Here is a 24,094-nt window from a genome sequence, read left to right as displayed (position 1 = left end):
TCACGCCTGACAGCAAACCCGGTGACGAATCACCGATCACTAATTCCTACCCGACTTATATGACCCTGCGAAGCACGCGGCGCCAGCAGACCGGAATGCTACGGGGAAAACCAGCAGCAAGGTTATTCGTTTGCATCTTTTTCAACTCGGTTGCCTCGAGATCGTGCCGAGAAATGCCTCCACCATAGGCAGAATATTTTTCACGATGACATCGACGCCCTCGGCGGTCGGATGCAGCCCGTCCGCCTGGTTGAGTTTGGCGTCTGCCGCGACCCCTTCCAGGAAGAACGGGTAGAGCGGGACGCCGAAGGATTTGGAAAGCTCCGGATAGATCGCGTTGAAGCGCGCGGCGTATTCGCTGCCGTAATTGGGCGGCGCAAGCATTCCGCACAGCAGAACGGCGATCTTGCGCGCCTTCAGTCGCGTCAGGATTTCAGTCAATGCCGTTCGGGTGACGGCGGGGTCGATGCCGCGCAGCGCGTCGTTGGCGCCAAGTTCGAGAATCACCGCCTCGGTTCCCTCAGGGATCGACCAGTCCAGCCGGTCGCGGCCGCCGGACGAGGTATCGCCGGACACCCCGGCATTGATCATGTCGACCTTTATCCCTTTGTCGCTCAAAGCTTTTTGTAGGCGGGCGGGGAACGCCGCCGTGGCCTGCAGGCCGAGGCCGGCGCTCAAGGAATCGCCGAGGACGACCATTTTGACCGGTTTGGCGGGTGCGGTGGCAGGAGAATGGACTTGGGACTGGGCAAAAACCGGTCCGGCCGTCATCAAAGCCATAATCAACACGCGTATGTGCGCAAACATCCGTTTCAAGCCCTCGACCCGAGTGGCGTAAGTGCCATATGACCGAGCCATGGACAGTCTCATCGAACCCTCTTCACTGGCCGGCGTCGAGCCGGACACCATTGCCATTTCCAATGTCAACCTCTCGCTCGGCTCAGGTGCCGCCCGCGTTCATATCCTGAAAGATATCAGCCTTAGTGTGGCACCGGGGGAGGCGATCGGCCTGATCGGCCCGTCAGGCTCGGGCAAATCGACCTTGCTGATGGTGATGGCGGGGCTGGAACGTCCTGACAGCGGAGAGGTGGTGGTCAACGGCACTCCGTTCAATGCCCTCGACGAGGATGCGCTGGCGCGCTTCCGCGGCCGCCAGGTCGGCATCGTGTTCCAGTCGTTTCATCTGATCCCGACCATGACGGCGCTGGAAAACGTCGCGGTGCCGCTGGAGCTCGCCGGCAATCCTGACGCGGCAGCACGCGCGGCGCAGGAGTTGGCGTCGGTCGGGCTCGGCGATCGGCTGCATCATTATCCGACGCAATTGTCGGGTGGTGAGCAGCAGCGCGTGGCGCTGGCCCGCGCGCTGGCGCCAGATCCCGCCATTCTCGTTGCGGACGAGCCGACCGGCAATCTCGATGAAACCACCGGCAAGCAGATCGTCGATCTCCTGTTCACCAAGCACGCCGAGCGCGGCATGACCCTGGTGCTGGTAACGCACGATAGTTCGCTGGCGCAGCGCTGCGACCGCGTCGTGCGGCTGCGCTCGGGCCGGATCGACGGCCATTCATGAGCGTCATTTCCGAACCGGCCTATCGGAGCCGCGCGTCATCCCTTGCCGTGCGCTACGCGCTTCGCGAACTGCGTAGCGGCTTGCGCGGCTTTTATGTCTTCATCGCCTGCATCGCGCTTGGCGTGATGGCGATTGCCGGCGTCGGCTCGGTCGCAGCCAGCCTCAGCGAAGGTTTGACGCGCGAGGGCCGCACGCTGCTCGGCGGCGACGTGGCGTTCTCGCTGATCCAGCGCGAGGCCAAGCCGGAGGAAATCGCATTCCTGGGCGCGCGCGGCCAGGTTTCGGTGGCGGCGGCGCTGCGCGTGATGGCCCGCAGTAACGACGGCAAGCTGGCGCTGGTCGAACTCAAGGCGGTGGATGGCAACTACCCGATGCTCGGGCAGGTGACGCTCGAGCCCAAAATGCCGATGGCGGATCTCATGGCCGAGCGCGACGGCGCATTCGGCGCCGCGGTCGATTCCACGCTGCTGGCGCGGCTCGATCTGAAGCTTGGCGACCGCATCACAATCGGCAATGCCAGCCTCCAGATCCGCAGCGTCGTTGTCGCCGAGCCGGACAAGCTCGCCGGCAATGTCGGATTGGGCCCGCGCGTTCTCGTCAGCGAAGCGAGCCTGCGCGCCTCCGGCTTGCTGCAGCCCGGCAGCCTGGTGCGCTGGATCTACCGCGTGAAGCTGCCGGACAATGCGGCCGACGATCGCTCCGCCAACCAAATGATCGAGAGCGCGCGCAGCGCCCTGCCGGAAGCCGGCTGGTGGATCCGCAGCAGCAGCAATGCCTCGCCGCAGCTCGAACGAACCATCAATCGCTTCACCCAGTTCCTGACGCTGGTCGGCCTCGCCGCACTTCTGGTCGGCGGCGTCGGCGTTGCCAACGCGGTCAAGAGCCATATCGATCGCCGCCGCGACGTCATCGCCTCGTTCAAGGCGCTGGGCGCCACCGGGCGCGACGTCTTCACGATTTATCTGACGCAGGTGATCCTGCTCGCCGCGGTCGGCTCGGTGATCGGGCTCGCCGCCGGCGCGGCGTTGCCGTTCCTCATCGTCGGCGTGTTCGGCAAGCTGCTGCCATTGCCGGTGATCCCTGCCCTGCATTTCGATGAGCTGGCGCTGTCGTTCGTCTATGGCCTGCTCACCGCGCTCGCCTTCGGACTATGGCCGCTCGGCCGGGTGCATGACGTGCCGGTCGCAGCGCTGTTTCGCGAGGAGGTCGCGCGCGAATGGCACCGGCCGCGCTGGAGCTACCTCGCGCTGATGGCGGTGGTGATCGCGCTGCTGGTCGCGGTCGCCATCGGGCTTGCCTATGACAAGCGGGTCGCGGCCGTGTTCGTCGTCTCTTCGGTGGCGGTGTTCGCGCTTCTGCGCGGCGTCGCTGCCGGGCTGATGGCGCTGGCGCGCCGCATGCCACGATCCCGAATCACCATGCTGCGGCTGGCGATCGCCAACATCTACCGGCCCGGCGCGCTGACGCCCTCGGTCGTGATGTCGCTCGGCCTCGGGCTCGCGGTCCTCGTCACCATCACCCAGATCGACGGCAATCTGCGCCGGCAATTTCTGGCGGCGTTGCCGGAGAAAGCACCCTCGTTCTATTTCATCGACATTCCGACGGCCGATGCCGACCGCTTCGGCGCCTTCCTCAAACAGGTCGCGCCGCAATCGACGGTTGAAGACGTGCCGATGTTGCGCGGACGCATCGTCGCCGCCCGGGGCGTCAAGGCCGACGAGCTCAAGCCCTCGCAGGATTCCGAATGGGTGCTGCAGAGCGACCGCGGCCTGACCTATACCGGCGAAGTCCCGAAAGGCTCGAAGGTTGTCGAGGGCGAATGGTGGCGCGCCGACTATAGCGGCCCGCCGCTGGTCTCCCTGGAGAAGAAGATCGCCGACGGGCTAAAACTCAAGATCGGCGACGAAATCGTGGTCAACGTGCTCGGCCGCGACATTCCGGCCCGGATCAGCAACCTGCGCAACGTCGACTGGCAGGGGCTCGGCATCAATTTCGTGCTGGTGTTCTCGCCCAATGCTTTCAAGGGCGCGCCGCACAGCCATGTTGCGACCCTGTCCGAAGTCCATCCGGACGCCGCCGGCGACGCCCGGATCATCAAACAGGTCGCGGACGCCTTCCCGATGGTCACCAGCGTGCGGGTCCGTGAGGCGCTGGAAACCGTCGGCACCGTCATCACCAACCTCGTGCTCGCCATCCGCGGCGCCAGCGCGGTGACGCTGATCTCGGCGATCCTGGTGCTGGGCGGCGCGCTGGCGGCCGGCCACCGCCACCGGGTCTACGACGCGGTCATTCTGAAGACGCTCGGCGCGACCCGGGCGCGGCTGCTCGGCGCCTACGCGCTGGAATACCTGATGATCGGCCTCGCCACGGCGGTTTTCGGCGTGATCGCGGGCTCGATCGCGGCCTGGCTGATCGTGACCCGGCTGATGACGCTCGGTTTCATCTGGCAGGCCGGCAGCGCCGCAGGCGTGGTCGCCGCCGCCCTCATCGTCACGGTAGGACTGGGGCTCGCCGGGACGTTGTTGGCCCTGAACCAGAAGCCGGCCAGCGTGTTGCGGAATTTGTGACAATTTGTAGCGGCGGAAAGGCGGGGTTAACGCTGCTTTTACGCGGAATTTGCTGCGAGAAGCGACATTCAGCCGCGCGTGGAAGCTTGCGTCGAATGTGTTAGTTTCCCACATACCAGCCAAGTTCAGTGGCCGGCTTGATGACCTGGAATAATGTCAGCAAATCGGGACAGCTGAGATAGAAATCTAACCGGCGCCGCAAACCCTTGCGCTCCGCCGGGCAACCAACGGGAATTCGACCATGTCGGACCTAGACCGTAACTACGTATCTCCTTTCGGCCGGGCCGCCGGACGCGTTGACGCTGCGGCAGTCGATGCCGGTCTGCGCGCCTACATGCTGCGCATCTACAACTACATGAGCATCGGCCTGGCGATCACCGGCCTTGCCGCGCTCGGCGTCTACATGGCTGCGGTGACCACCGATCAGGCCGGCGCCGTCGCCCGGTTCGGCAATGCCTACCTGACGCAGTTCGGCTACGCGATGTATGTCAGCCCCCTGAAGTGGCTGTTCATCCTCGCGCCGCTGGCCATGGTGTTCGCGATTTCGGCCGGCATTAACCGGCTGCGGCCTGCGACCGCCCAGATGCTGTTCTGGGTGTTCTCGGCGCTGATGGGCATTTCGCTGTCGTCGATCTTCCTGGTGTATACGCATACCTCGATCGTGCGGGTGTTCTTCATCACCGCGGCCACGTTCGGCGCACTGAGCCTCTACGGCTACACCACCAAGCGTGACATGAGCGGCATGGGGTCGTTCCTGTTCATGGGCCTGATCGGCGTCATCATCGCGAGCCTGGTCAACCTGTTCCTGGCGAGCTCGATGCTGCAGTTCATCGTCTCGGTGGTCGGCGTGCTGGTGTTCGCGGGCCTCACCGCCTGGGATACCCAGCGGCTGAAGAACGACTACATCTACGGCTACGCCTCTGAAGGCGGCGAGATTGCAGAGAAAGCGGCGATTACCGGTGCATTGTCGCTCTACCTGAACTTCATCAACCTGTTCACGCTGCTGTTGCAGCTGCTCGGCCAGCGCGACTAGTCGCTACCGACCAGGTACGAGTTGAAGCCCCGGCCTCGCGGCCGGGGCTTTTCTTTTGCCCCTTCCTTCTCCCACAAGGGGAGAAGGAAGAAGCCTCGAACCCGCTTCCCTTCTGCGCAAAAAAATCTAATCTTGCTCCATGTCCGTTCCCGAAATTCGCTCCGCCACCGAGGCCGACCTCCCCGCCATCACCGAAATCTACGAGCACGCGGTACGCTACGGCACCGCGACGTTCGAGCTGATCCCTCCCGATCTCGCCGAGATGACCCGGCGATTCAGGGTGCTGATGGACAGCGGTTTTCCCTATTTCGTTGCCGTGGTCGAAGGCCGCGTGATCGGCTACGCCTATGCGGGGCCCTATCGCCCGCGGCCGGCCTACCGTTTTACAGTGGAGAATTCCATCTATCTGCAACCCTCGACCCAACGCCGCGGTATCGGCCTGCAATTGTTGCAGCGGCTGATCCCCGAATGCGAGGCGCGCGGCTACCGGCAGATGATCGCCGTGATCGGCGATTCCGCCAATGCCGGCTCGATCGGCCTTCACACCAAATGCGGGTTCCAGATGATCGGGACGCACGCCAATGTCGGCCTCAAGTTCGGCCGCTGGCTCGACACCGTGATGATGCAGCGCGCGCTCGGTGAAGGCGGATCGACGGTGCCGGGGGATTGAGATTTGTAGGGTGGGCAAAGCGAAGCGTGCCCACCATTCGCGACTAACATCGGGGATGGGTGGTGGGCACGGCGCAAGTGCGCCTTTGCCCACCCTACGGCGGCTTCGCTACACCAGCGCCAGCTTGCGGTCGATCACCAGCAGCACGCGCTCGAGTTCGTGGCCGCGGCGCAGGATCAGCCCGGTCGCCGATATCACGCTGTACATGCCCTGCTTGCGCGCGAGCCGCGGATCTTTCTCGATGCGGTAGATTGGAACCTCGGAGGCGCGGCGGAATACCGAGAACACCGCGCGGTCTTTCAGAAAGTCGATGGCATAGTCGCGCCATTCGCCGTCGGCGACCATGCGCCCATACAGATTGAGGATACGGTTGAGTTCGAGACGATTGAACGTGACACGATTCGGCGGGGGAGTTGCAGTGGCGGTCCGCGCCACTGCGCGGCTCTCGCTTGGATCGGTGTCCTCCGATATCGAGCTCATGGAGCGCCTCCTGTCATCTCAGGCATGCTCTCGTTCCGAAAACCGGTCCCCACTTTTCGGGCGCGTGCCGAGATTTACATGATCGCGCTAACCGCAGGACGCCGCAAGGGGTGTAAACACGAAGGAAACCGCGCGGAACCGCCCGACATCGCGGGAAACATCGATTCACGGGATCGTTAGCGGAATCTTATTGCTGCCCCACTTCCGCCAACCGCCCGCCCCGCTGGATTGCGACAAGAAAATCCTGCGTTGGCCCGGTCCTTTCGGTTCCGGATTCCTCAGCCCCCAGCCCCCCGGGGCCGTCGGGATCGGGCCTGTTCGCAGAGGGAGTTAATCCCGATACTGGGCCAACGAAAGTTGGTCCTTTTTCGTTTGTGGGCCCGCCCTGGCAAACGCCACGCGCGGCTTCGCCGGCTGCGTAGCCAAGCGAAGCGCAATCCGGGAATCACGCGAGCAGAGAAAGCTGTCCCGGATTGCGCTTCGCTCCATCCGGGCTACAGGAGCTACACGAGCGCCAGCTAGCGCAGCGCGGTGAAGGCAGCGCCGAGCATCGGGCCCGGCTTTTCGCGGTTGCCGTCCTGGACATAGACGACCGCGGCATCGACGCCGTCGCGGGAAATATTTTCCAGCGGAACGGTCCAGCTTCCTGCGCCGCCGTTCCAGTCGCCGACCTTCACGATATTGCGCACCACGTTGTAGTAGGTGATTTGTTGGCCGCGATTCTCGCCGCGCCCGATCGAAATCGGCACCGCCCGCGAGACCGAGCAAAGCCAGACTTCGCCGCGCCCGGTCGCCGACACCTTGCTCGCCTCGACCGACACGTTGATCAGCTTGCCTGACAACGTCATCGTCACCGGCACCGACATCACGCCCTCGGCCTTGCTCGTGTTCTTGATGGCGCCTTCGATGGCGGCACGATCGCTGCCGATCACCTGCGCCGAGCCGTTAACGATCATCTGCGGCGTGTAGAGGTTGCGGTCGCCGCGTACATGCGAGTAGGCTTTCTGACGCGCGCTGAAACGCGAGTCCGCCAGCGTGTCCTTCCAGCCAAGATAGTCCCAGTAGTCGATCGGCATGCTCAGCGCGATCACGTTGGGGTCCTTGGCGAGTTCGCCGACGATCTGATCGGCCGGCGGACACGACGAACAACCCTGCGACGTAAACAGTTCGACCACGGCGCGCGGATCGGCATGAGCCGGGCGGATCACGGCAATGATCGCGCAGACGCTGAGCGCACCGGACCATCGCGATATGCCGCTATAGGCCATCATCGCTATCATAGGCCGAACCGTCCGTCCGTATTTTTACTGGGCATGATTTGACATCCTGAATGCGTGCCCCAGACGCGCGAAAGCGGCCTTGTCATAGGCCGCCTTCTTCCTGCTCGCTACTCACTTCGCAGTGAGGCACTGATCACAAATCCGCGTTAGGCGGCAAGTTTGCGCAGCACATAATGCAGAATGCCGCCGTTTCGGTAGTACTCGAGTTCGTCGAGGGTATCGATGCGACAAAGCAGCGGCACGCGCTGCAGCGCGCCATCACCAGAGACGATCTCGGCCGTCAGGGTCTGACGCGGCTTCAGGTCGCCCTGCAGGCCTCGGATCGTCACCTTTTCGTCGCCCTTCAGGCCCAACGATGTCCACGACGTGCCGTCCTCAAAGGTGAGCGGCAGCACGCCCATGCCGACCAGGTTGGAGCGATGGATGCGCTCGAAGCTTTGGCAGATCACGGCGCGGACGCCGAGCAGGCGGGTGCCCTTGGCGGCCCAGTCGCGCGACGAACCGTTGCCGTATTCGGCGCCGGCGAACACCACCAGCGGCACGCTCTCCTGCTGGTACTGCATCGCCGCGTCGTAGATCGACATCTGCTCGCCGTCTGGCCAGTGCTTGGTAAGGCCGCCTTCCGGAATATTGCCGTCGGCGCCCTTCAGCATGAAGTTCTTGATGCGGATGTTGGCGAAGGTGCCGCGCATCATGATTTCGTGATTGCCGCGCCGCGTGCCGTACTGGTTGAAGTCGGCGGGACGCACCTGATGCTCGCTGAGGAATTTTCCGGCAGGCGAAGTCAGCTTGATCGAACCGGCCGGCGAGATGTGGTCGGTGGTGATCTTGTCGCCGAACATCGCCAGAATCCGCGCATCGACCACGTCGACGATGGGGTCGGGCTGCTTCTTCATGCCTTCGAAATAGGGCGGGTTCTGCACATAGGTCGAGCTCATGTTCCAGCGGTAGGTCTCGCTCTCGACCGTCTTGATCTTGCGCCAGTTGGTGTCGCCCTTGAACACGTCGGCATAGCGCTTCTTGAAGATCGTGGCCGTCACGAACTTCTTCATGAAGGCGTTGATCTCCTTGGTCGTCGGCCAGATGTCCCTCAGGTACACCGGCTTGCCGTCCTTGCCCTCGCCGATCGGCTCGACCGCGAGGTCCTTTGTCACCGTTCCCGCCAGCGCATAAGCCACGACCAGCGGCGGCGAGGCCAGGTAGTTGGCCTGCACATCCGGCGAGACGCGGCCCTCAAAATTGCGGTTGCCCGACAGCACGGCGGCGGCGACGATGCCGTTGTCGTTGATCGACTTCGAAATCTCCTCCGGCAGCGGACCCGAATTGCCGATGCAGGTCGTGCAGCCGAAGCCGATCAGGTTAAAGCCGACCTTGTCGAGTTCCTTCTGCAGGCCGGAATTGGAAAGATATTCCGCGACCACCTGGCTTCCGGGCGCAAGCGAGGTCTTCACCCACGGCTTTGCCTTCAAGCCCTTGGCGGCAGCGTTGCGCGCGAGCAGGCCCGCGCCGATCAGCACGCTCGGGTTGGAGGTGTTGGTGCAGGAGGTGATCGCAGCGATCACGACGTCGCCATGGCCGAGATCGAAGTCGCGGTTCTCGACCGAATAGCGGTTCTCGGCGCCTTCCGGCTTCTTGTATTCGCCGGCCAGCGCTGTCGCGAAGCCGGTGGAAACTGCAGGGAGCGCGACACGGCCTTCGGGGCGCTTCGGGCCGGCCATCGACGGCACGACATCCCCGAGATCGAGCGTCAGCGTTTCCGTGAACACGGGATCAGTTGATTTCGCGGTGCGGAACAGGCCCTGCGCCTTGGCGTAGGCCGAAACCAGCGCGACGCGATCCGCCTTGCGACCGGAGGTCTTGAGGTAATCGATGGTCGCGGCGTCGACCGGGAAGAAGCCGCAGGTCGCGCCATATTCCGGCGCCATGTTGCCGATGGTCGCCTTGTCGGCCACCGAGAGGAAGTCGAGGCCGGGGCCGAAGAATTCGACGAACTTGCCGACCACGCCCTGCTTGCGCAGCATCTGCGTCACCGTCAGCACGAGGTCCGTCGCGGTGACGCCCTCCTTGAGCTGGCCCTTGAGCTTGAAGCCCACCACTTCGGGCAGCAGCATCGACAGCGGCTGGCCGAGCATGCAGGCTTCCGCCTCGATGCCGCCGACGCCCCAGCCGAGCACGGCGAGGCCGTTGACCATTGTCGTGTGCGAGTCGGTGCCGACGAGCGAATCCGGATAGGCGACTTCAAAGGTGCCGGTCTTCTTGCCGACCGTCATCTTCTGCTTCCTGGTCCACACCGTCTGCGCGAGATATTCGAGATTGACCTGGTGGCAGATGCCGGTGCCGGGCGGCACCACGGAGAAGTTCGAAAACGCCTTCTGGCCCCATTTCAGGAACTCGTAGCGTTCCTGGTTCTGCTTGTATTCCTCAACCACGTTCTTGCCGAACGCCTTGTTGTCGCCGAAGAAGTTGACGATCACCGAGTGGTCGATGACGAGATCGACCGGCACCAGCGGGTTGATCTTCTCGGCGTCGCCGCCGAGCGCCTGCATCGCGTTGCGCATCGCGGCGAGATCGACCACCGCCGGCACGCCGGTGAAATCCTGCATCAGGACGCGCGCTGGGCGGAACGCGACTTCATGCTCGAGCTTGCGCTTGCGCAGCCATTTCGACACCGCAATGATATCGGCCTTCTTGACCGTGCGGTCGTCCTCGTTGCGCAGCAGGTTTTCCAACAGCACCTTCATCGAATAGGGCAGCTTGGAAATTCCCTTCAGACCGTTCTTCTCGGCGGCGGGCAGGCTGTAATACACGTAGGTCTTGCTGCCGACCTTGAGGGTCTTGCGGCATTTGAAGCTGTCGAGCGAGGTCATGTCAGGAAATCCCAAATTCCAGTTATACCCGGCAAGGGTATTTAAACACCATCAGCGTTAGGCTGGCCTATCGGCTTGCAGCCGCCGATTGTGTGCTGCATCAAGTTCCGGGCTTATAGAATCTTTCTAGAAGCGCCGCCACACCGACAAGCGTGCTGCAGCAATGCGGTACCCACAAATTCTGACGCGGTACCCATCAATTTCAGAGGGCTGTGACAAAGCAAAATGCGGCTCTCCGGACGCCAAATCGACTGTATCAGGGGCGGCCGCAGCGTGTTCTCGGGCCTCGATTTCGAAGCCGCTTCCGGCGAGGTGTTGGCCGTGGTCGGCCCGAACGGCTCCGGCAAGACCTCGCTGTTGCGCCTGATCGCGGGCCTCCTGGTGCCGGCGGGCGGGTCGGTCGACCTGGAGGGCAGCGAGGCCGAGCTGACCTTGCAGGAGCAATCCCACTATCTCGGCCATCGCGACGCGCTGAAGCCTGCGCTGAGCGTGCAGGAGAACCTCGCGTTCTGGCGCGATTTTCTCGGCGGCGCGGCCGGCGACCTCAGCCAATGCCTCAAAGCTGTAGGGCTCGGCCATGCCACCCATCTGCCGGCGGCGTATCTCTCGGCCGGCCAGCGGCGGCGGCTTTCGATCGCACGCCTGCTGGTGGTGCGGCGGCCGGTCTGGCTGCTGGACGAGCCGACCTCGGCGCTTGATACCGCCGGGCAAGACCTTTTCGTCGGCGTCATGCGCGATCATCTCGCCAGTGGTGGCGTCATCATCGCCGCGACCCATACCCCGCTCGGGATCGAGGCCAGGGAACTGCGGATGGGGGAAACCAAGTGAGCGCCCTCGCCGCATTGATTCGCCGGGACATCAAGATCGCCCTTCGCGTCGGCGGCGGGGCGCTGATCGGGGTGCTGTTTTTCCTCACCGTCACGGTGCTGATGCCGTTCGCGATCGGGCCCGATCTGGCGCTGCTGACGCGGCTCGGACCGGCGATCCTCTGGCTCGGCGCGCTGCTGGCGAGCCTGCTCACGCTGGACCGCCTATTCACGGCCGACCACGAGGACGGTTCGCTCGACCTGATCGTGATGGGCCGGGCGCCGCTGGAACTGGCCTGTGCCGCGAAAGCGCTGGCCCACTGGCTAGCCGCCGGCGTGCCGCTGATCGTGGCAACCCCTGTGCTGGGGCTGATGCTCAATCTCGACGCCACGGCGACCTCGGCGGTGGCGCTGACGCTGCTGGTGGGAACACCAGCGCTGACTTTTACGGGAATGATCGGCGCGGCGCTGGCCGTGACACTGCACCGCGGCGGCTTGCTGCTGGCGGTACTGGTGCTGCCGCTGTCGATCCCGGTACTGATCTTCGGCGTTGCGGCGTCACAGGCGGCCATCACAGGCCCACTGCCGTTTGGAACACCGTTTTCGATTCTCTGCGCGATCTCGCTGGTCAGTTTCGTGATCGGGCCGTTCGCGGCTGCGGCCAGCCTGCGGCACGGTCTGGACTGAGATGGCCTGGACTGACAATGACTTGACGCCGATCAACTCTCGCGGAGGCCATATGAAACAAACCAAGCCGCATTGCCTGCCCCGCCGCTGACGACTATCAGGATGCCATGACGCTGATCGACCTCGCCAATCCCACCAAATTCCTGTCGCTGACGGCGCGCGTGCTGCCGTGGCTGGCGGGCGCGACCGCGATCCTGCTGCTGGTGGGCTTCTACCAGGCGGCGATGGCGCCCGACGACTATCAGCAGGGCGCCACCGTCAAGATCATGTTCATCCACGTACCCAATGCGTGGCTGGCGATGTTCGTGTGGGGCGTCATGAGCATTGCCGCGCTGGGCACGCTGGTATGGCGGCATCCGCTGGCCGATGTCGCGGCCAAGGCCGCCGCGCCGATCGGCGCGGCATTCACGTTTCTCGCACTGGTCACCGGTTCGCTGTGGGGACGGCCGATGTGGGGCACCTATTGGGAATGGGATGCGCGGCTGACCTCGGTCCTGATCCTATTCCTGATGTATCTCGGCCTGATGGCGCTGTGGCGCGCAGTAGACGATCCGGCGCGGGCGGCGCGGGCCGCCGCCGTCCTGACCCTGGTCGGCGCGCTCAACCTGCCGATCATCAAATTCTCGGTCGACTGGTGGAACACGCTGCATCAGCCGGCGGCCGTGATACGAATGGGCGGTTCTACGCTCGACAAGGCGTTCCTGTTTCCACTGCTGGTGATGGCGGTCGGTTTCTCGCTATTGTTCGTCACGCTGCATCTGGCGGCGATGCGCAACGAGATCCTGCGCCGGCGCGTGCGCAGCTTGCAGATGTTGCAAGCCAGCCAGCAGGCGGCGTGACGCGATGTCGCTCGGACCCTACGCTTCCTTTATCGTGACGTCCTACACGCTGGTGGCGGCGGTCGTGGTACTTCTCATCATCTGGATCGCGATCGACTATCGCCTCCAGAAGGAGCGCCTGCGCGAACTCGAGGCCAGCGGCGTGACCCGGCGCTCCGGCCGCCAGGCGACGGACATCCGATGACCGCGCCGCCCACAGCGTCGGATGGGCCGCCGCGCCGTCGGCGCTGGCTGGTGGCGCTGCCGCTGATCGGCTTCATGGCCGTCGCCGCGCTGTTCCTGCTGCGGCTGTATGGCGGCGATCCCTCAAAAATCCCCTCCGCCCTGATCGGCCGCCCGGCGCCGCAGACAGCGCTGCCGGCGTTGGAAGGCCTCGTCCATAACGGGGCGCCGGTCCCCGGGCTCGATCCCGCCGCCTTCAAGGGTAAGGTCTCCGTCGTCAATGTCTGGGCGTCCTGGTGCGTGCCGTGCCACGACGAGGCGCCGCTGCTGACCGCGCTGGCAAAGGACACGCGGCTGCAGATCGTCGGCATCAACTACAAGGATTCCCCCGATAACGCCCGCCGCTTCCTCGGCCGCTACGGCAACCCGTTCAGCATGGTCGGCGTCGATGGCAACGGCCGCGCCGCGATCGAATGGGGCGTCTACGGCGTGCCCGAGACCTTCGTGGTCGGCCGCGACGGCACCATCGTCTACAAGTTGGTCGGGCCGGTGACGCCGGCCAATCTCGACAGTGTGCTGAAGGTCGAGATCGAGAAGGCATTGAGCAAATAATTCTCGGCTTTTATCTATCGTTCATTTTAGAGCCATGGCGCCGCCACGAATTCGCAGCTAGTTTTAGGGCGTTACCTGAACCGTCCTTGGAGGGACACCCTATGCGTCATTTCACGCTCGCTTCTCTTCTCGCCACCGCACTCACCCTGGGCATGCTGACGGCGACCCCGTCGATGGCCCAGACCGCGCAGCCCGCAACCAAATCCGACAGCAAGATGGCGCCCGCGCCGAAGGCCTCGGAGTCGAAGATGGCGCCGGCGCCCAAGGCGGAACTGCTCGATATCAACTCGGCGACCGCCGACCAGCTCGACGCGCTGCCGGGTGTCGGCAAGGCCTATTCCGCCAAGATCATCGCGGGCCGCCCGTACAAGGGCAAGGACGAGCTGGTGCAGAAGAGCATTGTCCCGCAGGCGACCTACGACAAGATCAAGGACAAGATCATCGCCAAGCAGAAGAGCTGATCTTCGCCGAACGCATCGGCGCGCGCCCCGCGCCGGTGCGTTTTGCTTTTTGATCAGCCCTTGCTCACATCGCCCGCTTCCGCCTCGCTCGCCTCGAGCGTGGCCGGCTCCAGATGGTAGCGCTTGATCACCGGCATCTGAGAAATCGCAAAGACCATCGTCAGCGGGACCGCGCCGAACGCCTTGAAGGTGACCCAGAAGTCGGTCGACTGCGTGCGCCAGATGATTTCGTTCAGGACCGCCATCGCCAGAAAGAACAACGCCCAGCGCATGGTCAGGATGCGCCAGCCCTTCGGCGTCAGGTTGAACATCTGATTGAACAGGATCGCGATGAACGAGCGGCCGAACAACAGACCGCCGCCGAGTATCGCGGCGAACAGGCCGTAGATGATGGTCGGCTTGACCTTGATGAAGGTTTCGTCGTGCAGCACCAGTGTCAGCGTGCCGAACACCAGCACGATGACGGCGGTGACGATCGCCATCATGGGCACATGCCGCACCACCACATAGGAGGCGATCATCGCGGCCACGATCGCCACCATGAAGGCGCCGGTCGCCACGAACAGGTTGAACTTCGCGTTGGCGACGAAGAACACGATGAGCGGACCGAGTTCGGTCGCGAGCTTGAACACCGGATGCGGCTGGTTCTTGTCCATCTTAGCTTTCGATTCCTGCAATCGCGTTGGCAAAGTCGCGCGCGGTGAACGGCGCGAGATCGTCGATGCCTTCGCCGACGCCGATGAAGTGCACGGGCAGTTTGAATTTCTCCGCCAGCGCCACCAGGATGCCGCCTCGCGCGGTGCCGTCGAGCTTCGTCATCACGAGGCCGGTGACGCCAGCGGTACGATGAAATGCCTCGACCTGCGACAGCGCATTTTGTCCCACCGTGGCATCGAGCACGAGCAGCACCGCATGCGGGGCCGATGCATCGACCTTCTTGATGACGCGAACCACCTTTTCGAGTTCGTTCATCAGCTCGGCCTTGTTCTGCAACCGCCCGGCGGTGTCGACCAGCAGCACGTCGATATTCTGTTCCTTCGCCGCGGTCAGCGCGTTGAAGGCGAGGCTTGCCGAATCCGAGCCCTGCGCGCCTGATATCACCGGCGACCTGGTGCGCTCGCCCCAGACCTTGAGCTGCTCGATCGCCGCGGCGCGGAACGTATCGCCGGCCGCCATCATGATCTTCCGGCCCTCGGCGCTGAGTTTCGCGGCAAGCTTGCCGATGGTGGTGGTCTTGCCCGAGCCGTTGACGCCAACCACGAGAATGACGAACGGCTTTTGCGCTGCGTCGATCTCCAGCGGCTTCGCCACCGGCGCCAGCACCTTTTCGACTTCGGTCGCAACCACCGTCTTCACTTCGTCGGCCGAAATCGCCTTGTCGTAACGGCCGGCGCCGACGGCATCAGCTATCCGCACCGCCACGGCAGTACCGAGATCGGCGCGCAGCAGCACATCCTCGATATCGTCGAGCATGGCGCGGTCGAGCTTGCGCTTGGTGACGAGGTCGGCAACCGCCGACCCGAGCGAACTCGAGGTCCGCTTCAGGCCGCTCGAAAGCCGCCGCCACCAGCTCAGTTTGGGGGTTCCGGGAGTGGTATCGCTCATGTCGGGGACGTGTTAGCGGTTTCGCGCCATGAGCGGAAGTCACAACAAACCCATCGCTGTTCCCGGGATATCCTTCACTGTTCCCGGGGCATCCCTTGATGTCCCCGGATTAACGGCGGAAGAAATCCAGGCCCGGGTGCTCCACCGCGACGGGCTGATGCTTGTGATCGACAAGCCTGCCGGCCTGCCGGTGCATCGCGGCCCCAAGGGCGGTGCCAATCTGGAAGCGTCCTTCGACGGCTTGCGATTCGGCCTGCCGCGGCCGCCGGTGCTGGCCCACCGGCTCGACAAGGATACTTCCGGCTGTCTCGTGCTGGGACGCCATCGCAAGGCCACTGCCTCGCTCGGCCTGTTGTTCAAGCACGGCAAGATCGGAAAAACCTATTGGGCGGTGATCGAGGGCGGACCTGCCGAAGATGAAGGCACCATCGACATGCCGCTCGGGCGGCTCAACGTCGAGCGCGGCTGGTGGCAGAAGCCGGATCCGGACGGGCAGAAGGCCGTCACCAACTGGAAAGTGCGCGGCCGCGGCGACGGCCTTTGCTGGCTCGCACTGGAACCGGTGACCGGCCGCACCCATCAATTGCGCGTGCACACGTCAGCCATGGGCTGGCCGATCGTCGGCGACAATATCTACGGCAACGGACCTCGTTTTGGCGAGCCGATCCTGCATCTGCATTCCCGCGAGATCGTGATTCCGATTTCGAAGAACAAGGAACCGGTGCGCGTGACCGCGCCGGCGCCGGAGCATATGCGCGAGCGGCTCAGGGCGTGTGGTTGGAACGGCGAGTGACTTTCTTCCCTTCTCCCCTTGTGGGAGAAGGTGGATCGCTGACGCGAAGCGGCGGCGAGACGGATGAGGGGTCTGTCTCCGCGGAAAGAACCCCTCATCCGGCGCTTCGCGCCACCTTCTCCCACAAGGGGAGAAGGAAGGGCGGCTCACACCGTCAACCGCGCACCATCGTGGCCGTTGATCGCGAGCGTCATCACCGCTCCCGATGTTCCGCCCGCTATCGCCACCGGCAGGAAATGCTCCGTCCGCCCTTGCGTCGCGCTTTCGATCAAGACTTGACGCGTCGCACCGATCTCCGACGTCAGTCGCCTTTGCAACGCCGCCTCACCCGCCGCGCGCAATCGCTTCGCGCGCTCCTTGATCTCGCCGCCCACGACCTGCGGCATCCGCGCTGCCGGGGTACCCGGCCGCGGCGAGTAGGGAAACACGTGCAGGAAGGTGAGATCGCATTCCGCGACCAGATCTTCCGAGCGCGCGAACATTTCGTCAGTCTCGGTCGGGAAGCCCGCAATGATATCGGCGCCGAGCGTGATGTCCGGCCGGAGCCGCCGCACCTGGGCGCAGAACTCGATTGCGTCTTGCCGCGAATGCCGGCGCTTCATCCGCTTCAGAATGAGATCGTCACCTGATTGCAGCGACAGATGCAGATGTGGCATCAGCCGCTCATCATCGGCGATGACGTCTAGCAGATCGCGATCGGCTTCGATGGAATCGATCGATGAAATCCGCAAGCGCTTCAGTTCCGGTACATGCCGCAGGATTTGCCGGGTCAATTGCCCAAGCTTCGGCGTCCCCGGCAGATCGGCGCCGTAGCTCGTAAGGTCAACACCGGTCAGCACGATCTCGGCATGACCGCGTTCGGCCAGCGCGCGCACCTGTTCGACGACGGCGCCCATCGGCACCGAGCGCGAATTGCCGCGGCCATAGGGAATGATGCAGAAGGTGCAGCGATGGTCGCAGCCATTTTGCACTTGCACGAATACGCGCGGCAAGCCGGCCTTGAAGCCGTCGAGCAGATGCGGCGCCATCTCGCGCACCGCCATGATGTCGGCGACGGCGATCTTTTCACTTGTCTCGACACCAAAACCGGCATCGAACGCCGCGCGCGTGTCGCGCCACGCCTCGCCGCGCATCTTGTCGTCATTGCCGACGACGCGATCGACCTCGGTCATTTCGGCGAACATTTCCGGCTGGGTCTGCGCCGCGCAGCCGGTGACGACGATGCGCACATCCGGCCGCTGGCGCTTCAGCCGCCGGATCGATTGCCGCGCCTGTGCCACCGCCTCGTTGGTGACCGCGCAGCTATTGATGACGACAGTATCGGAAAGGCCGGCGCGCTCCGCCTCGCGGGCGATCACCTCGGATTCGAACGCGTTGAGACGGCAGCCGAAGGTGAGGACGTCGACGCTCATGGCTCCTAGGCGACGCTGGCGAACAGCGCGGGATCGAAGCGGCCTTCATATTCGAAATCGGCGGTGCCGGTCATCAGCACATGGTCGTCGCGCTCGCGCCATTCGATCGCAAGCTTGCCGCCGGGCAGCGTGATTTCGACGCTGCGGTTGGCGCGCTTCAGCCGCGCCGCCGCGACGGCGGTAGCGCAGGCCGCCGAGCCGCAGGCCCGGGTCAGGCCGGCGCCGCGCTCCCAGGTGCGGATCGTGATGTGGTCGCGGTCGACGATATGGGCCAGCGTGATGTTGGCGCGCTCGGGAAAGATCGGATGGTTTTCCAGAAGCGGCCCGAAGCGGTCGAGGTCATAGGCGTTGACGTCGTCGACCCAGAAGATCGCGTGCGGATTGCCCATCGAGACCACCGACGGCGAATGCAGCACCGGCGCATCGATCGGCCCAACCTGCAGTTCAATATAGCGGGTGTCGCGAAATTCTTCCGCCAGCGGGATATCCTGCCAGGCAAATTTCGGCGCGCCCATGTCGACGGTGTAGAGATCGGGCGCCGGGCCCTGCCAGCAGTTCAACAGGCCGGCGCGGGTCTCAAACGTCACGGCGGTCTGGCCGGTCTCCTCGAACAGGCGGCGCACCACGCAGCGCATGCCGTTGCCGCAGGCGCCGGCCTCCGAGCCGTCATTGTTGTAGATGCGGATGAAGGCCTCGGTGCCCTGCAGCCGCGGCGGCTGCAATACCATCAATTGGTCATAGGGCACGCCCGCAGGGGAGGCCACCGCACGCGCCTCCTCAGCGGTCACGGCGGCCTTGGAATCGCGCAGATCCACCACGACAATTTCGTTGCCGATGCCGTTCATCTTGGCAAATGCGTGGTTGGCGAGCGCGCTCATGAAATTTCCCAAATTCTGCCTGCCTTATATGGCGAATGATGGCCAATTGGCTAGTGAGGTGAATTTGCAGTTCCTATCAGTTTCGCCGTAACTACTTCATAGGAACTGCAAATTCACCTCACCAGGAAACGACAAACTTGCTGGTGCTCCTCTTAATTCCGAAGCTCGCATAAGCGCCTGCCGCATACACTTGCGAGCTTCGGAATTGGAGCACCAGTACGCAGGGGCGTATGACGCATCTGTCATGGGACGAAAGCGGGCCTTGCGTGTTAGAAAATGGCACCATTCTGGCGGGCGCGGACCGGGACATGCCGCCGCCAGGGTGGGGTGGGATGGAGAATACCTGAAATGAACCGTATCAGCACTTTCCGTGCGGCCTTGGTCGCACTCTCCATGGTTGCGTTTGGCGGGGCCACCCTGGCGCAATCGCCGGCGCCCTCAGCCTCGCCGGCCGCGAGCCCGTCGGCTGTGCCCAGCCCCGCACCATCAGCGGTTCCGGTCCCGCCGCCGGCCGAAACCAAGTCGCCCGCGGATGCCCCCACGGCGGAAAAGGCCCCGTTGCCCGCGCCCCCTCCTCCCGCCGCCGGCGTCCAGGCCGCCGACCCCTTCGGCGAGGAGTTCGCCCTCGAGCCCAAGAAAGTGGTTATCATCAAGGGCACCGCGAATTGGGACGCGGCCTTCGACACCCTGATCGATGCGTTCAAGGCGCTGACCGCCGTGCTCGACAAGCAGGGCATCAAGGCCACGGGCAATTCGATGATCGTCTACACCTCGACCGACGATACCGGTTTTACGTTCCTGGCCCAGATTCCGGTCGATCAGGACGTCAAGAACCTGACCAAGGACATGAGCATGGGCAAGTCGCCCGACGGCAAGGCGCTGAAGTTCGTCCATCGCGGCTCCTACGACAACATGGACAATACCTACGAGGCGATCACCAACCACCTCGACGACAAGAAGCTCGAGGCCAAGGATACTTTCATCGAGGAATACATCACCGACCCCCTGAAGACGGCAGAGGACAAGCTGGTGATCAACGTCTACGTGCCGCTGAGGTAAGAAGGATGAAGTATTCGCTCGTCCTTGCGGCCGTGGCCGCCACGTGGCCCGCTGTGCCCGCATTGGCGCAGACGATGCCGCCGCCTGCGATTTCCGTGACCGGCGAAGCGAATGTGTCGGTGCCGCCGGATCAGGCCCAGATCGACGGCGGCGTGACGTCGGACGCCAAGACCGCGCGCGAGGCGTCAGATGCCAACAACGCGGCGATGGGCAAGGTGCTGGCGGCGCTCAAGGGCGCCGGCATCGAGGAAAAGGACTACCAGACCTCGCGGCTGTCGCTGCAACCGCAATTTGCGACGTCGTCCAAGGCCTCGGAGCGCACACCAGGTATCGTAAGCTTCCGCGCCAGCAACCGTGTCACGGTCAGGATTCGCGATGTGGCCAAGGTCGCTAACATCATCGACGTGCTGGTCGGCGCCGGCGCCAACGAGATCGGCGGCATCAATTTTACAGTAACGCAGACCTCAAAACATCTGGACGAGGCCCGCGAGAAAGCGATCGCGGACGCGCGCCGCAAGGCCGAGATCTATGCCAAGGCTGCCGGCGTGACGCTCGGTGAGCCGATCAGCATTTCCGAGGAAGGCGCGCCCGTGCCGTTACACCGTGGCAAGGTGGCCGCGCCCATGGCCGCCGGCGCACCGGTCGCGCAAGGCGAGGAGACGCTTTCGGTGACGGTGAACGTGTCCTGGGCGATCAAGCCGAAGGAATAGTTGTTTCAGCGTCCTCACCGTTCGCGCAGAACATCCTGCTGATAGCGAAGTAGCGGCGAGAGCAGATAGCTCAGGATGGTGCGCGATCCCGTCTTGATTTCCACCGTCACTGCCATGCCCGGCGACAAATCGACCATCCGGTCGTCGACCCGCATTTTGGCACGGTCGAGCGATACGCGCGCGCTGTAGTTCAGCTCCTGCCCCTTCGGTTCGCTGGTGTCGTTCTGTGCTCCTACCCGTCGATCGCCGGGGCGGTCCTGTGGCTGGTCGCGGATGATGGCGTCCTGCGAAACGCCGAGAACCTCACCGCGCAGCAGGCCATAGCGGGTGAAATTGAAGGTATCGATCTTGATCTCGGCTTGCTGGCCGGGATGGACAAAGCCGATGTCGCGGTTCGAGACCATCGCCTCGATTTCGAGCCGGCTATCGCGGGGAACGATCACCAGCAGGGCCTGTGCGGGCGTGACGACGCCGCCGACCGTGTGGATCGCGAGCTGCTGCACCACGCCATCAACCGGTGAAGCAAGCTGCTGAAGTCCGGTCTTCCGTTCAGCCTTGATCAGGTCCTGGGCAAGCCCGCTTGCCTTTTGCTCGGCCTTTGCGAGTTCGTCTGATAACGCGCGACGGTATTCTGCCACCGCCTGGCCGCGCGTCTCGCGAATAGCCGCCACGGCGGCCTCGGCTTCCTGCAGATGACTCTTCTGAACGCTGAGTTCCTCCTGCTGTTCGACCAGCAACTGCAAAACCTCGAAATAGCTGATCTTCGAACTCAGCTCCTTTTCCATCAAGGTCTTGCGAATATCGACGCGCTGCTGGACCACCGGGATCATGGCCTCGAGCTTGTGGATGGTGGCCCCCGTGGTGGCCTGTTCGGCTTCCTTCTGCGCCTGCTGCCGCGCCAGCGCGGCGATCTTGGCGCGGTGCTCCGTCACCTGGTTGAGCAAGAGTTGGCGCTGCGCGCTGACCAGTATCGGGTCCGCGCCGGCAGGCGGCGTGAAGTCGGCCTCGCGATCGTCCACGGCCGCGAGCGCCGCGCGCAGCCGCGCAGTGTTGAGTTTTTCGGCGAGGAGATCGTTGTGCAGGTGGTCGCGCTCAGCCGCGTTGACGGTCGGATCGAGCTCGATCAGCACCTCGCCGGCTTTGACGGCCTGTCCGTCCTGCACCCGAATGGCGCGGACCACGCCGGTCTCGAACGGCTGGATCACCTTGGTGCGGCCGCTCGGCACGATTTTGCCGGTCGCCGACGCCACGATGTCGATCGTTCCCCACCAGGACCAGATCACCGCCGCGCCGAACAGAAAAATGATGATTATCACGGTCAAACGGCCGACCGGCGATGGCGGCGTCTCCATGATCTCCAGTGCGGCCGGCAGGAACGCGAGTTCGTCACCGCGCCGCTCCTGCACGCGCTTGAACGGAACGACGATTTGCGTCTGCTTGACGGGCAAGGCGCGGCTAACCGACTTCATAGATTCCTCCCTGCATCCGATGCAGCGCCGCATAACGGCCGCCGGTCTTGACCAGAGCGTCGTGGGTGCCGTCCTCGACCAGGCGACCGCGTTCGATCGTGACGATGCGATCCGCTGATCGCACGGTGGAGAGCCGATGCGCGATGATCAAAACGGTTCGTCCCTTGGCGATCTCTTTCATGTTCTGCTGAATGATGCGCTCACTCTCGTAGTCGAGCGCACTTGTGGCCTCGTCGAAGATCAGGATGCGCGGATCGGCGATCAGCGCGCGGGCTATCGCAATACGCTGGCGCTGGCCGCCGGAGAGGGTCGAGCCCCGCTCACCGACAATGGTATCGTAGCCTTCAGGCAGTTCGAGGATGAACTCATGCGCCCCCGCCAGCGTCGCCGCAGCGATGACGCGCTCCATCGGCATGGCCGGATCGCTGAGCGCGATATTCTCGCGCACCGAGCGGTTGAACAGCACGTTTTCCTGCAGGACGACGCCTATCTGGCGGCGTAGCCCGGCGGGGTCCGCCATCGCGAGATCCATGCCGTCAATCAGGACGCGCCCGCTTTCCGGCACATAGAGCCGCTGCACCAGCTTCGCGAACGTGCTCTTGCCAGATCCTGAAGGCCCGACGATGCCGACCATTTGCCCGGCCGGCACATCGAAACTGACGTCATGCAGCACCTGCTGTCCGTCGACGCGATAGCGGAATGTCACGTGGTCGAAGGTGATGTTGCCGCGGATCGCGGGCAACTGGGTGCGCCCAGCCGAATAGGTCGGTTCAGCCGTCGTGTTGAGGATGTCGCCCAGTCTGAGGACCGACAGCCGCGCCTGGTGAAAATCTTGCCAAACCTGCGCGAGACGCAATACCGGCGCGCTGACCCGCCCGGACAGCATGCTGAAGGCCACGAGTTCACCGACCGACAGGCCGCCGTCGATCACCTGCCTGGCACCGAAATACAGAATACCCGCGCTGGCGACCTTGCTGACGAACTGCACCATCTGGCTAGCAGTATTGCCGAGACACAAGACCCGGAAGCTCGCCGCGACGTAACCGGCAAGCTGTTCTTCCCAGTGCCGCTGCATCTGCGGCTCGACCGCCATCGCCTTGAGCGTTTCGATCCCGGTCACGCTCTCGACCAGAAAAGCCTGATTCTCGGCGCCGCGCCGAAATTTCTCGTCGAGCCTCCGCCTGAACAGCGGCGTCACGCCGGCCGAGATCGCGATGTAAAACGGGAACGAGCCGAGCACGATCCAGGTCAGCAGCGGCGAATAGGCGAACATGACCGCCAGAAATACGAAGGTGAACAGCAGGTCGATCGCCAGCGTCAGGGCCGAACTGGTAAGGAAATTGCGGATGTTCTCAAGTTCGCGCACCCGCGCGACCGAATCGCCGACGCGACGCGCCTGGAAATAGGCCATCGGCAGGGCCAGCAGATGATTGAACAGGCGCGCTCCGAGTTCGACGTCGATGCGGTTGGTGGTATGTGAGAACAGATAGGTTCGCAGGATGCCCAGCACGGTCTCGAACATCGAGATCGCCACCAGGCCGATGATCAGCACGTCGAGGGTGCTCAGCGAGCGATGCACCAGCACCTTGTCGATGACCACCTGGAAGAACAGCGGCGATACCAGCGCGAATATCTGCAAGAAGAACGACGCGACCAGCACTTCCCCCAAAAGATGCCGGTATTTGTGGATCGCACCGAGAAACCAGGTGATGTCGAAGCGTCGGGTGACATCGGATAATCCGGCGCGGCGTGTCATCAGGATCAAGCCGCCGTCCCAGATGGCGAGAAGCTCGGCCTTCGTCATCAAGGTGGGCCTGGATTCCGTCGGCGACTGAACCAGAACTTTCTCGTCGTCGGCCTTGGCAACCACCATGAAGCCGCCGTCGCGCAAGCTCGCAATCGCGGGCAAGGGCATCCTGGCAAGCCGCGACCAATCGGTGCGGCAGGCCCGGGCCTTCAATCCGAGAGCCTTGGCGCACCGGAGAATCTCCGATGCGCCAATCTTGTCCGTTCCGAACCGATGCCTGATCTGCTGGCGATCGGCCGCGACGCCCTGGAAATGCAACAACGTCACGAGAGCTTCGAGTCCCGAGTCGACTCGTCGCGTGCTGTTGGTTTCAGCGCTCATCACTAT

The 24,094-nt window shown here is 63.8% G+C and carries 23 protein-coding genes; 13 read left to right on the top strand and 10 right to left on the bottom strand.

Annotation, left to right across the window (positions count from 1 at the left end; all coding sequences use genetic code 11):
- Positions 1-141: 141 nt before the first annotated feature.
- A complete protein-coding gene (locus V1286_RS35630; protein ID WP_334488120.1) occupies positions 142-858 on the bottom strand; it encodes an arylesterase in 717 nt (238 codons plus the stop codon).
- On the opposite strand from V1286_RS35630, the gene V1286_RS35625 reads away from it, so the two are divergent.
- The 4 genes from V1286_RS35625 to V1286_RS35610 all read left to right on the top strand — a co-directional run bounded on the left by V1286_RS35625 (position 857) and on the right by V1286_RS35610 (position 5,840).
- Positions 857-1,570, top strand: coding sequence for an ABC transporter ATP-binding protein (locus V1286_RS35625; RefSeq protein WP_334488118.1), 714 nt, complete (start codon positions 857-859; stop codon positions 1,568-1,570). The genes V1286_RS35630 and V1286_RS35625 overlap by 2 nt on opposite strands.
- Positions 1,567-4,137 (top strand): ABC transporter permease, encoded by a 2,571-nt coding sequence (locus V1286_RS35620; protein WP_334488115.1) that lies wholly within the window; start codon positions 1,567-1,569, stop codon positions 4,135-4,137. Before V1286_RS35625 ends, V1286_RS35620 begins: the two co-directional genes overlap by 4 nt.
- 241 nt (positions 4,138-4,378) lie before the next feature.
- Positions 4,379-5,170: a Bax inhibitor-1/YccA family protein gene (locus V1286_RS35615; protein WP_108520643.1), complete on the top strand. Its 792-nt coding sequence runs from the start codon at positions 4,379-4,381 to the stop codon at positions 5,168-5,170.
- Between the two features lie 139 nt (positions 5,171-5,309).
- Positions 5,310-5,840 carry a GNAT family N-acetyltransferase gene (locus V1286_RS35610; protein WP_334488113.1) on the top strand — a complete coding sequence of 177 codons (531 nt, stop codon included), beginning with the start codon at positions 5,310-5,312 and terminating at the stop codon, positions 5,838-5,840.
- A 108-nt stretch (positions 5,841-5,948) separates the two neighbouring features.
- Here the strand turns inward: V1286_RS35610 and V1286_RS35605 are convergent, their stop codons facing one another.
- From V1286_RS35605 to acnA, 3 genes are all read right to left on the bottom strand, one after another.
- Positions 5,949-6,320, bottom strand: coding sequence for a DUF2794 domain-containing protein (locus V1286_RS35605; RefSeq protein ID WP_334488111.1), 372 nt, complete (start codon positions 6,318-6,320; stop codon positions 5,949-5,951).
- A gap of 518 nt (positions 6,321-6,838) precedes the next feature.
- Positions 6,839-7,600 carry a DUF1223 domain-containing protein gene (locus V1286_RS35600; protein WP_334488107.1) on the bottom strand — a complete coding sequence of 254 codons (762 nt, stop codon included), beginning with the start codon at positions 7,598-7,600 and terminating at the stop codon, positions 6,839-6,841.
- Positions 7,601-7,746: 146 nt separating this feature from the next.
- The gene (acnA, locus tag V1286_RS35595; protein WP_334488105.1) at positions 7,747-10,467 is read right to left on the bottom strand and encodes an aconitate hydratase AcnA; all 2,721 of its coding nucleotides are present in this window, start codon (positions 10,465-10,467) and stop codon (positions 7,747-7,749) included.
- 225 nt (positions 10,468-10,692) lie between these two features.
- Here acnA and ccmA point away from each other — a divergent pair, with 225 nt between their 5' ends.
- The 6 genes from ccmA (at position 10,693) to V1286_RS35565 (ending at position 14,034) form a co-directional block, all read left to right on the top strand.
- On the top strand, positions 10,693-11,295 hold the full coding sequence (gene ccmA, locus V1286_RS35590; protein WP_334488102.1) for a heme ABC exporter ATP-binding protein CcmA: 603 nt from the start codon (positions 10,693-10,695) through the stop codon (positions 11,293-11,295).
- A complete protein-coding gene (gene ccmB, locus V1286_RS35585; RefSeq protein WP_334488100.1) occupies positions 11,292-11,960 on the top strand; it encodes a heme exporter protein CcmB in 669 nt (222 codons plus the stop codon). Before ccmA ends, ccmB begins: the two co-directional genes overlap by 4 nt.
- A 107-nt stretch (positions 11,961-12,067) precedes the next feature.
- Positions 12,068-12,799: a heme ABC transporter permease gene (locus V1286_RS35580; RefSeq protein WP_334488097.1), complete on the top strand. Its 732-nt coding sequence runs from the start codon at positions 12,068-12,070 to the stop codon at positions 12,797-12,799.
- A 4-nt stretch (positions 12,800-12,803) separates the two neighbouring features.
- Positions 12,804-12,983 (top strand): heme exporter protein CcmD, encoded by a 180-nt coding sequence (gene ccmD / locus V1286_RS35575; RefSeq protein ID WP_334488094.1) that lies wholly within the window; start codon positions 12,804-12,806, stop codon positions 12,981-12,983.
- Positions 12,980-13,573 (top strand): DsbE family thiol:disulfide interchange protein, encoded by a 594-nt coding sequence (locus V1286_RS35570; protein WP_334488091.1) that lies wholly within the window; start codon positions 12,980-12,982, stop codon positions 13,571-13,573. The genes ccmD and V1286_RS35570 overlap by 4 nt, the downstream gene beginning before the upstream one ends.
- Positions 13,574-13,674: 101 nt before the next feature.
- Complete coding sequence (locus V1286_RS35565) at positions 13,675-14,034, top strand: ComEA family DNA-binding protein (RefSeq protein WP_108520664.1); 360 nt, start codon at positions 13,675-13,677, stop codon at positions 14,032-14,034.
- Between the two features lie 53 nt (positions 14,035-14,087).
- Here V1286_RS35565 and V1286_RS35560 read toward each other — a convergent pair whose 3' ends face one another.
- Entirely contained in the window at positions 14,088-14,690 is a 603-nt protein-coding gene (locus V1286_RS35560; RefSeq protein WP_334488087.1) for a septation protein A, read from the bottom strand.
- Position 14,691: 1 nt separating this feature from the next.
- Complete coding sequence (gene ftsY / locus V1286_RS35555; protein ID WP_334488085.1) at positions 14,692-15,639, bottom strand: signal recognition particle-docking protein FtsY; 948 nt, start codon at positions 15,637-15,639, stop codon at positions 14,692-14,694.
- A 28-nt stretch (positions 15,640-15,667) separates the two neighbouring features.
- Between ftsY and V1286_RS35550 the strand changes: the two genes are divergently transcribed.
- Positions 15,668-16,432: an RluA family pseudouridine synthase gene (locus V1286_RS35550; protein WP_417021218.1), complete on the top strand. Its 765-nt coding sequence runs from the start codon at positions 15,668-15,670 to the stop codon at positions 16,430-16,432.
- A gap of 146 nt (positions 16,433-16,578) precedes the next feature.
- Here V1286_RS35550 and mtaB read toward each other — a convergent pair whose 3' ends face one another.
- Both mtaB and dapF read right to left on the bottom strand, forming a co-directional pair.
- A complete protein-coding gene (gene mtaB / locus V1286_RS35545) occupies positions 16,579-17,844 on the bottom strand; it encodes a tRNA (N(6)-L-threonylcarbamoyladenosine(37)-C(2))-methylthiotransferase MtaB (protein ID WP_334488082.1) in 1,266 nt (421 codons plus the stop codon).
- 5 nt (positions 17,845-17,849) lie between these two features.
- The gene (dapF, locus tag V1286_RS35540) at positions 17,850-18,722 is read right to left on the bottom strand and encodes a diaminopimelate epimerase (protein ID WP_334488079.1); all 873 of its coding nucleotides are present in this window, start codon (positions 18,720-18,722) and stop codon (positions 17,850-17,852) included.
- Positions 18,723-19,070: 348 nt separating this feature from the next.
- On the opposite strand from dapF, the gene V1286_RS35535 reads away from it, so the two are divergent.
- Together V1286_RS35535 and V1286_RS35530 are read left to right on the top strand one after the other, a co-directional pair.
- On the top strand, positions 19,071-19,781 hold the full coding sequence (locus V1286_RS35535) for a GyrI-like domain-containing protein (RefSeq protein WP_334488077.1): 711 nt from the start codon (positions 19,071-19,073) through the stop codon (positions 19,779-19,781).
- A 5-nt stretch (positions 19,782-19,786) separates the two neighbouring features.
- Positions 19,787-20,491, top strand: coding sequence for an SIMPL domain-containing protein (locus V1286_RS35530; protein WP_334488074.1), 705 nt, complete (start codon positions 19,787-19,789; stop codon positions 20,489-20,491).
- Between the two features lie 14 nt (positions 20,492-20,505).
- Here V1286_RS35530 and V1286_RS35525 read toward each other — a convergent pair whose 3' ends face one another.
- Both V1286_RS35525 and V1286_RS35520 read right to left on the bottom strand, forming a co-directional pair.
- Positions 20,506-21,960, bottom strand: coding sequence for an HlyD family type I secretion periplasmic adaptor subunit (locus V1286_RS35525; protein ID WP_334488072.1), 1,455 nt, complete (start codon positions 21,958-21,960; stop codon positions 20,506-20,508).
- Positions 21,947-24,088: a type I secretion system permease/ATPase gene (locus V1286_RS35520; protein ID WP_334488070.1), complete on the bottom strand. Its 2,142-nt coding sequence runs from the start codon at positions 24,086-24,088 to the stop codon at positions 21,947-21,949. The genes V1286_RS35525 and V1286_RS35520 overlap by 14 nt, the downstream gene beginning before the upstream one ends.
- Between the last annotated feature and the right edge of the window lie 6 nt (positions 24,089-24,094).

Origin of the sequence: Bradyrhizobium algeriense (assembly GCF_036924595.1) — a bacterium.
Classification (GTDB): Bacteria; Pseudomonadota; Alphaproteobacteria; order Rhizobiales; family Xanthobacteraceae; genus Bradyrhizobium; species Bradyrhizobium algeriense.
Note: the sequence above shows the minus strand (reverse complement) of the source record. Positions and strands in the feature narration are given on the sequence as shown.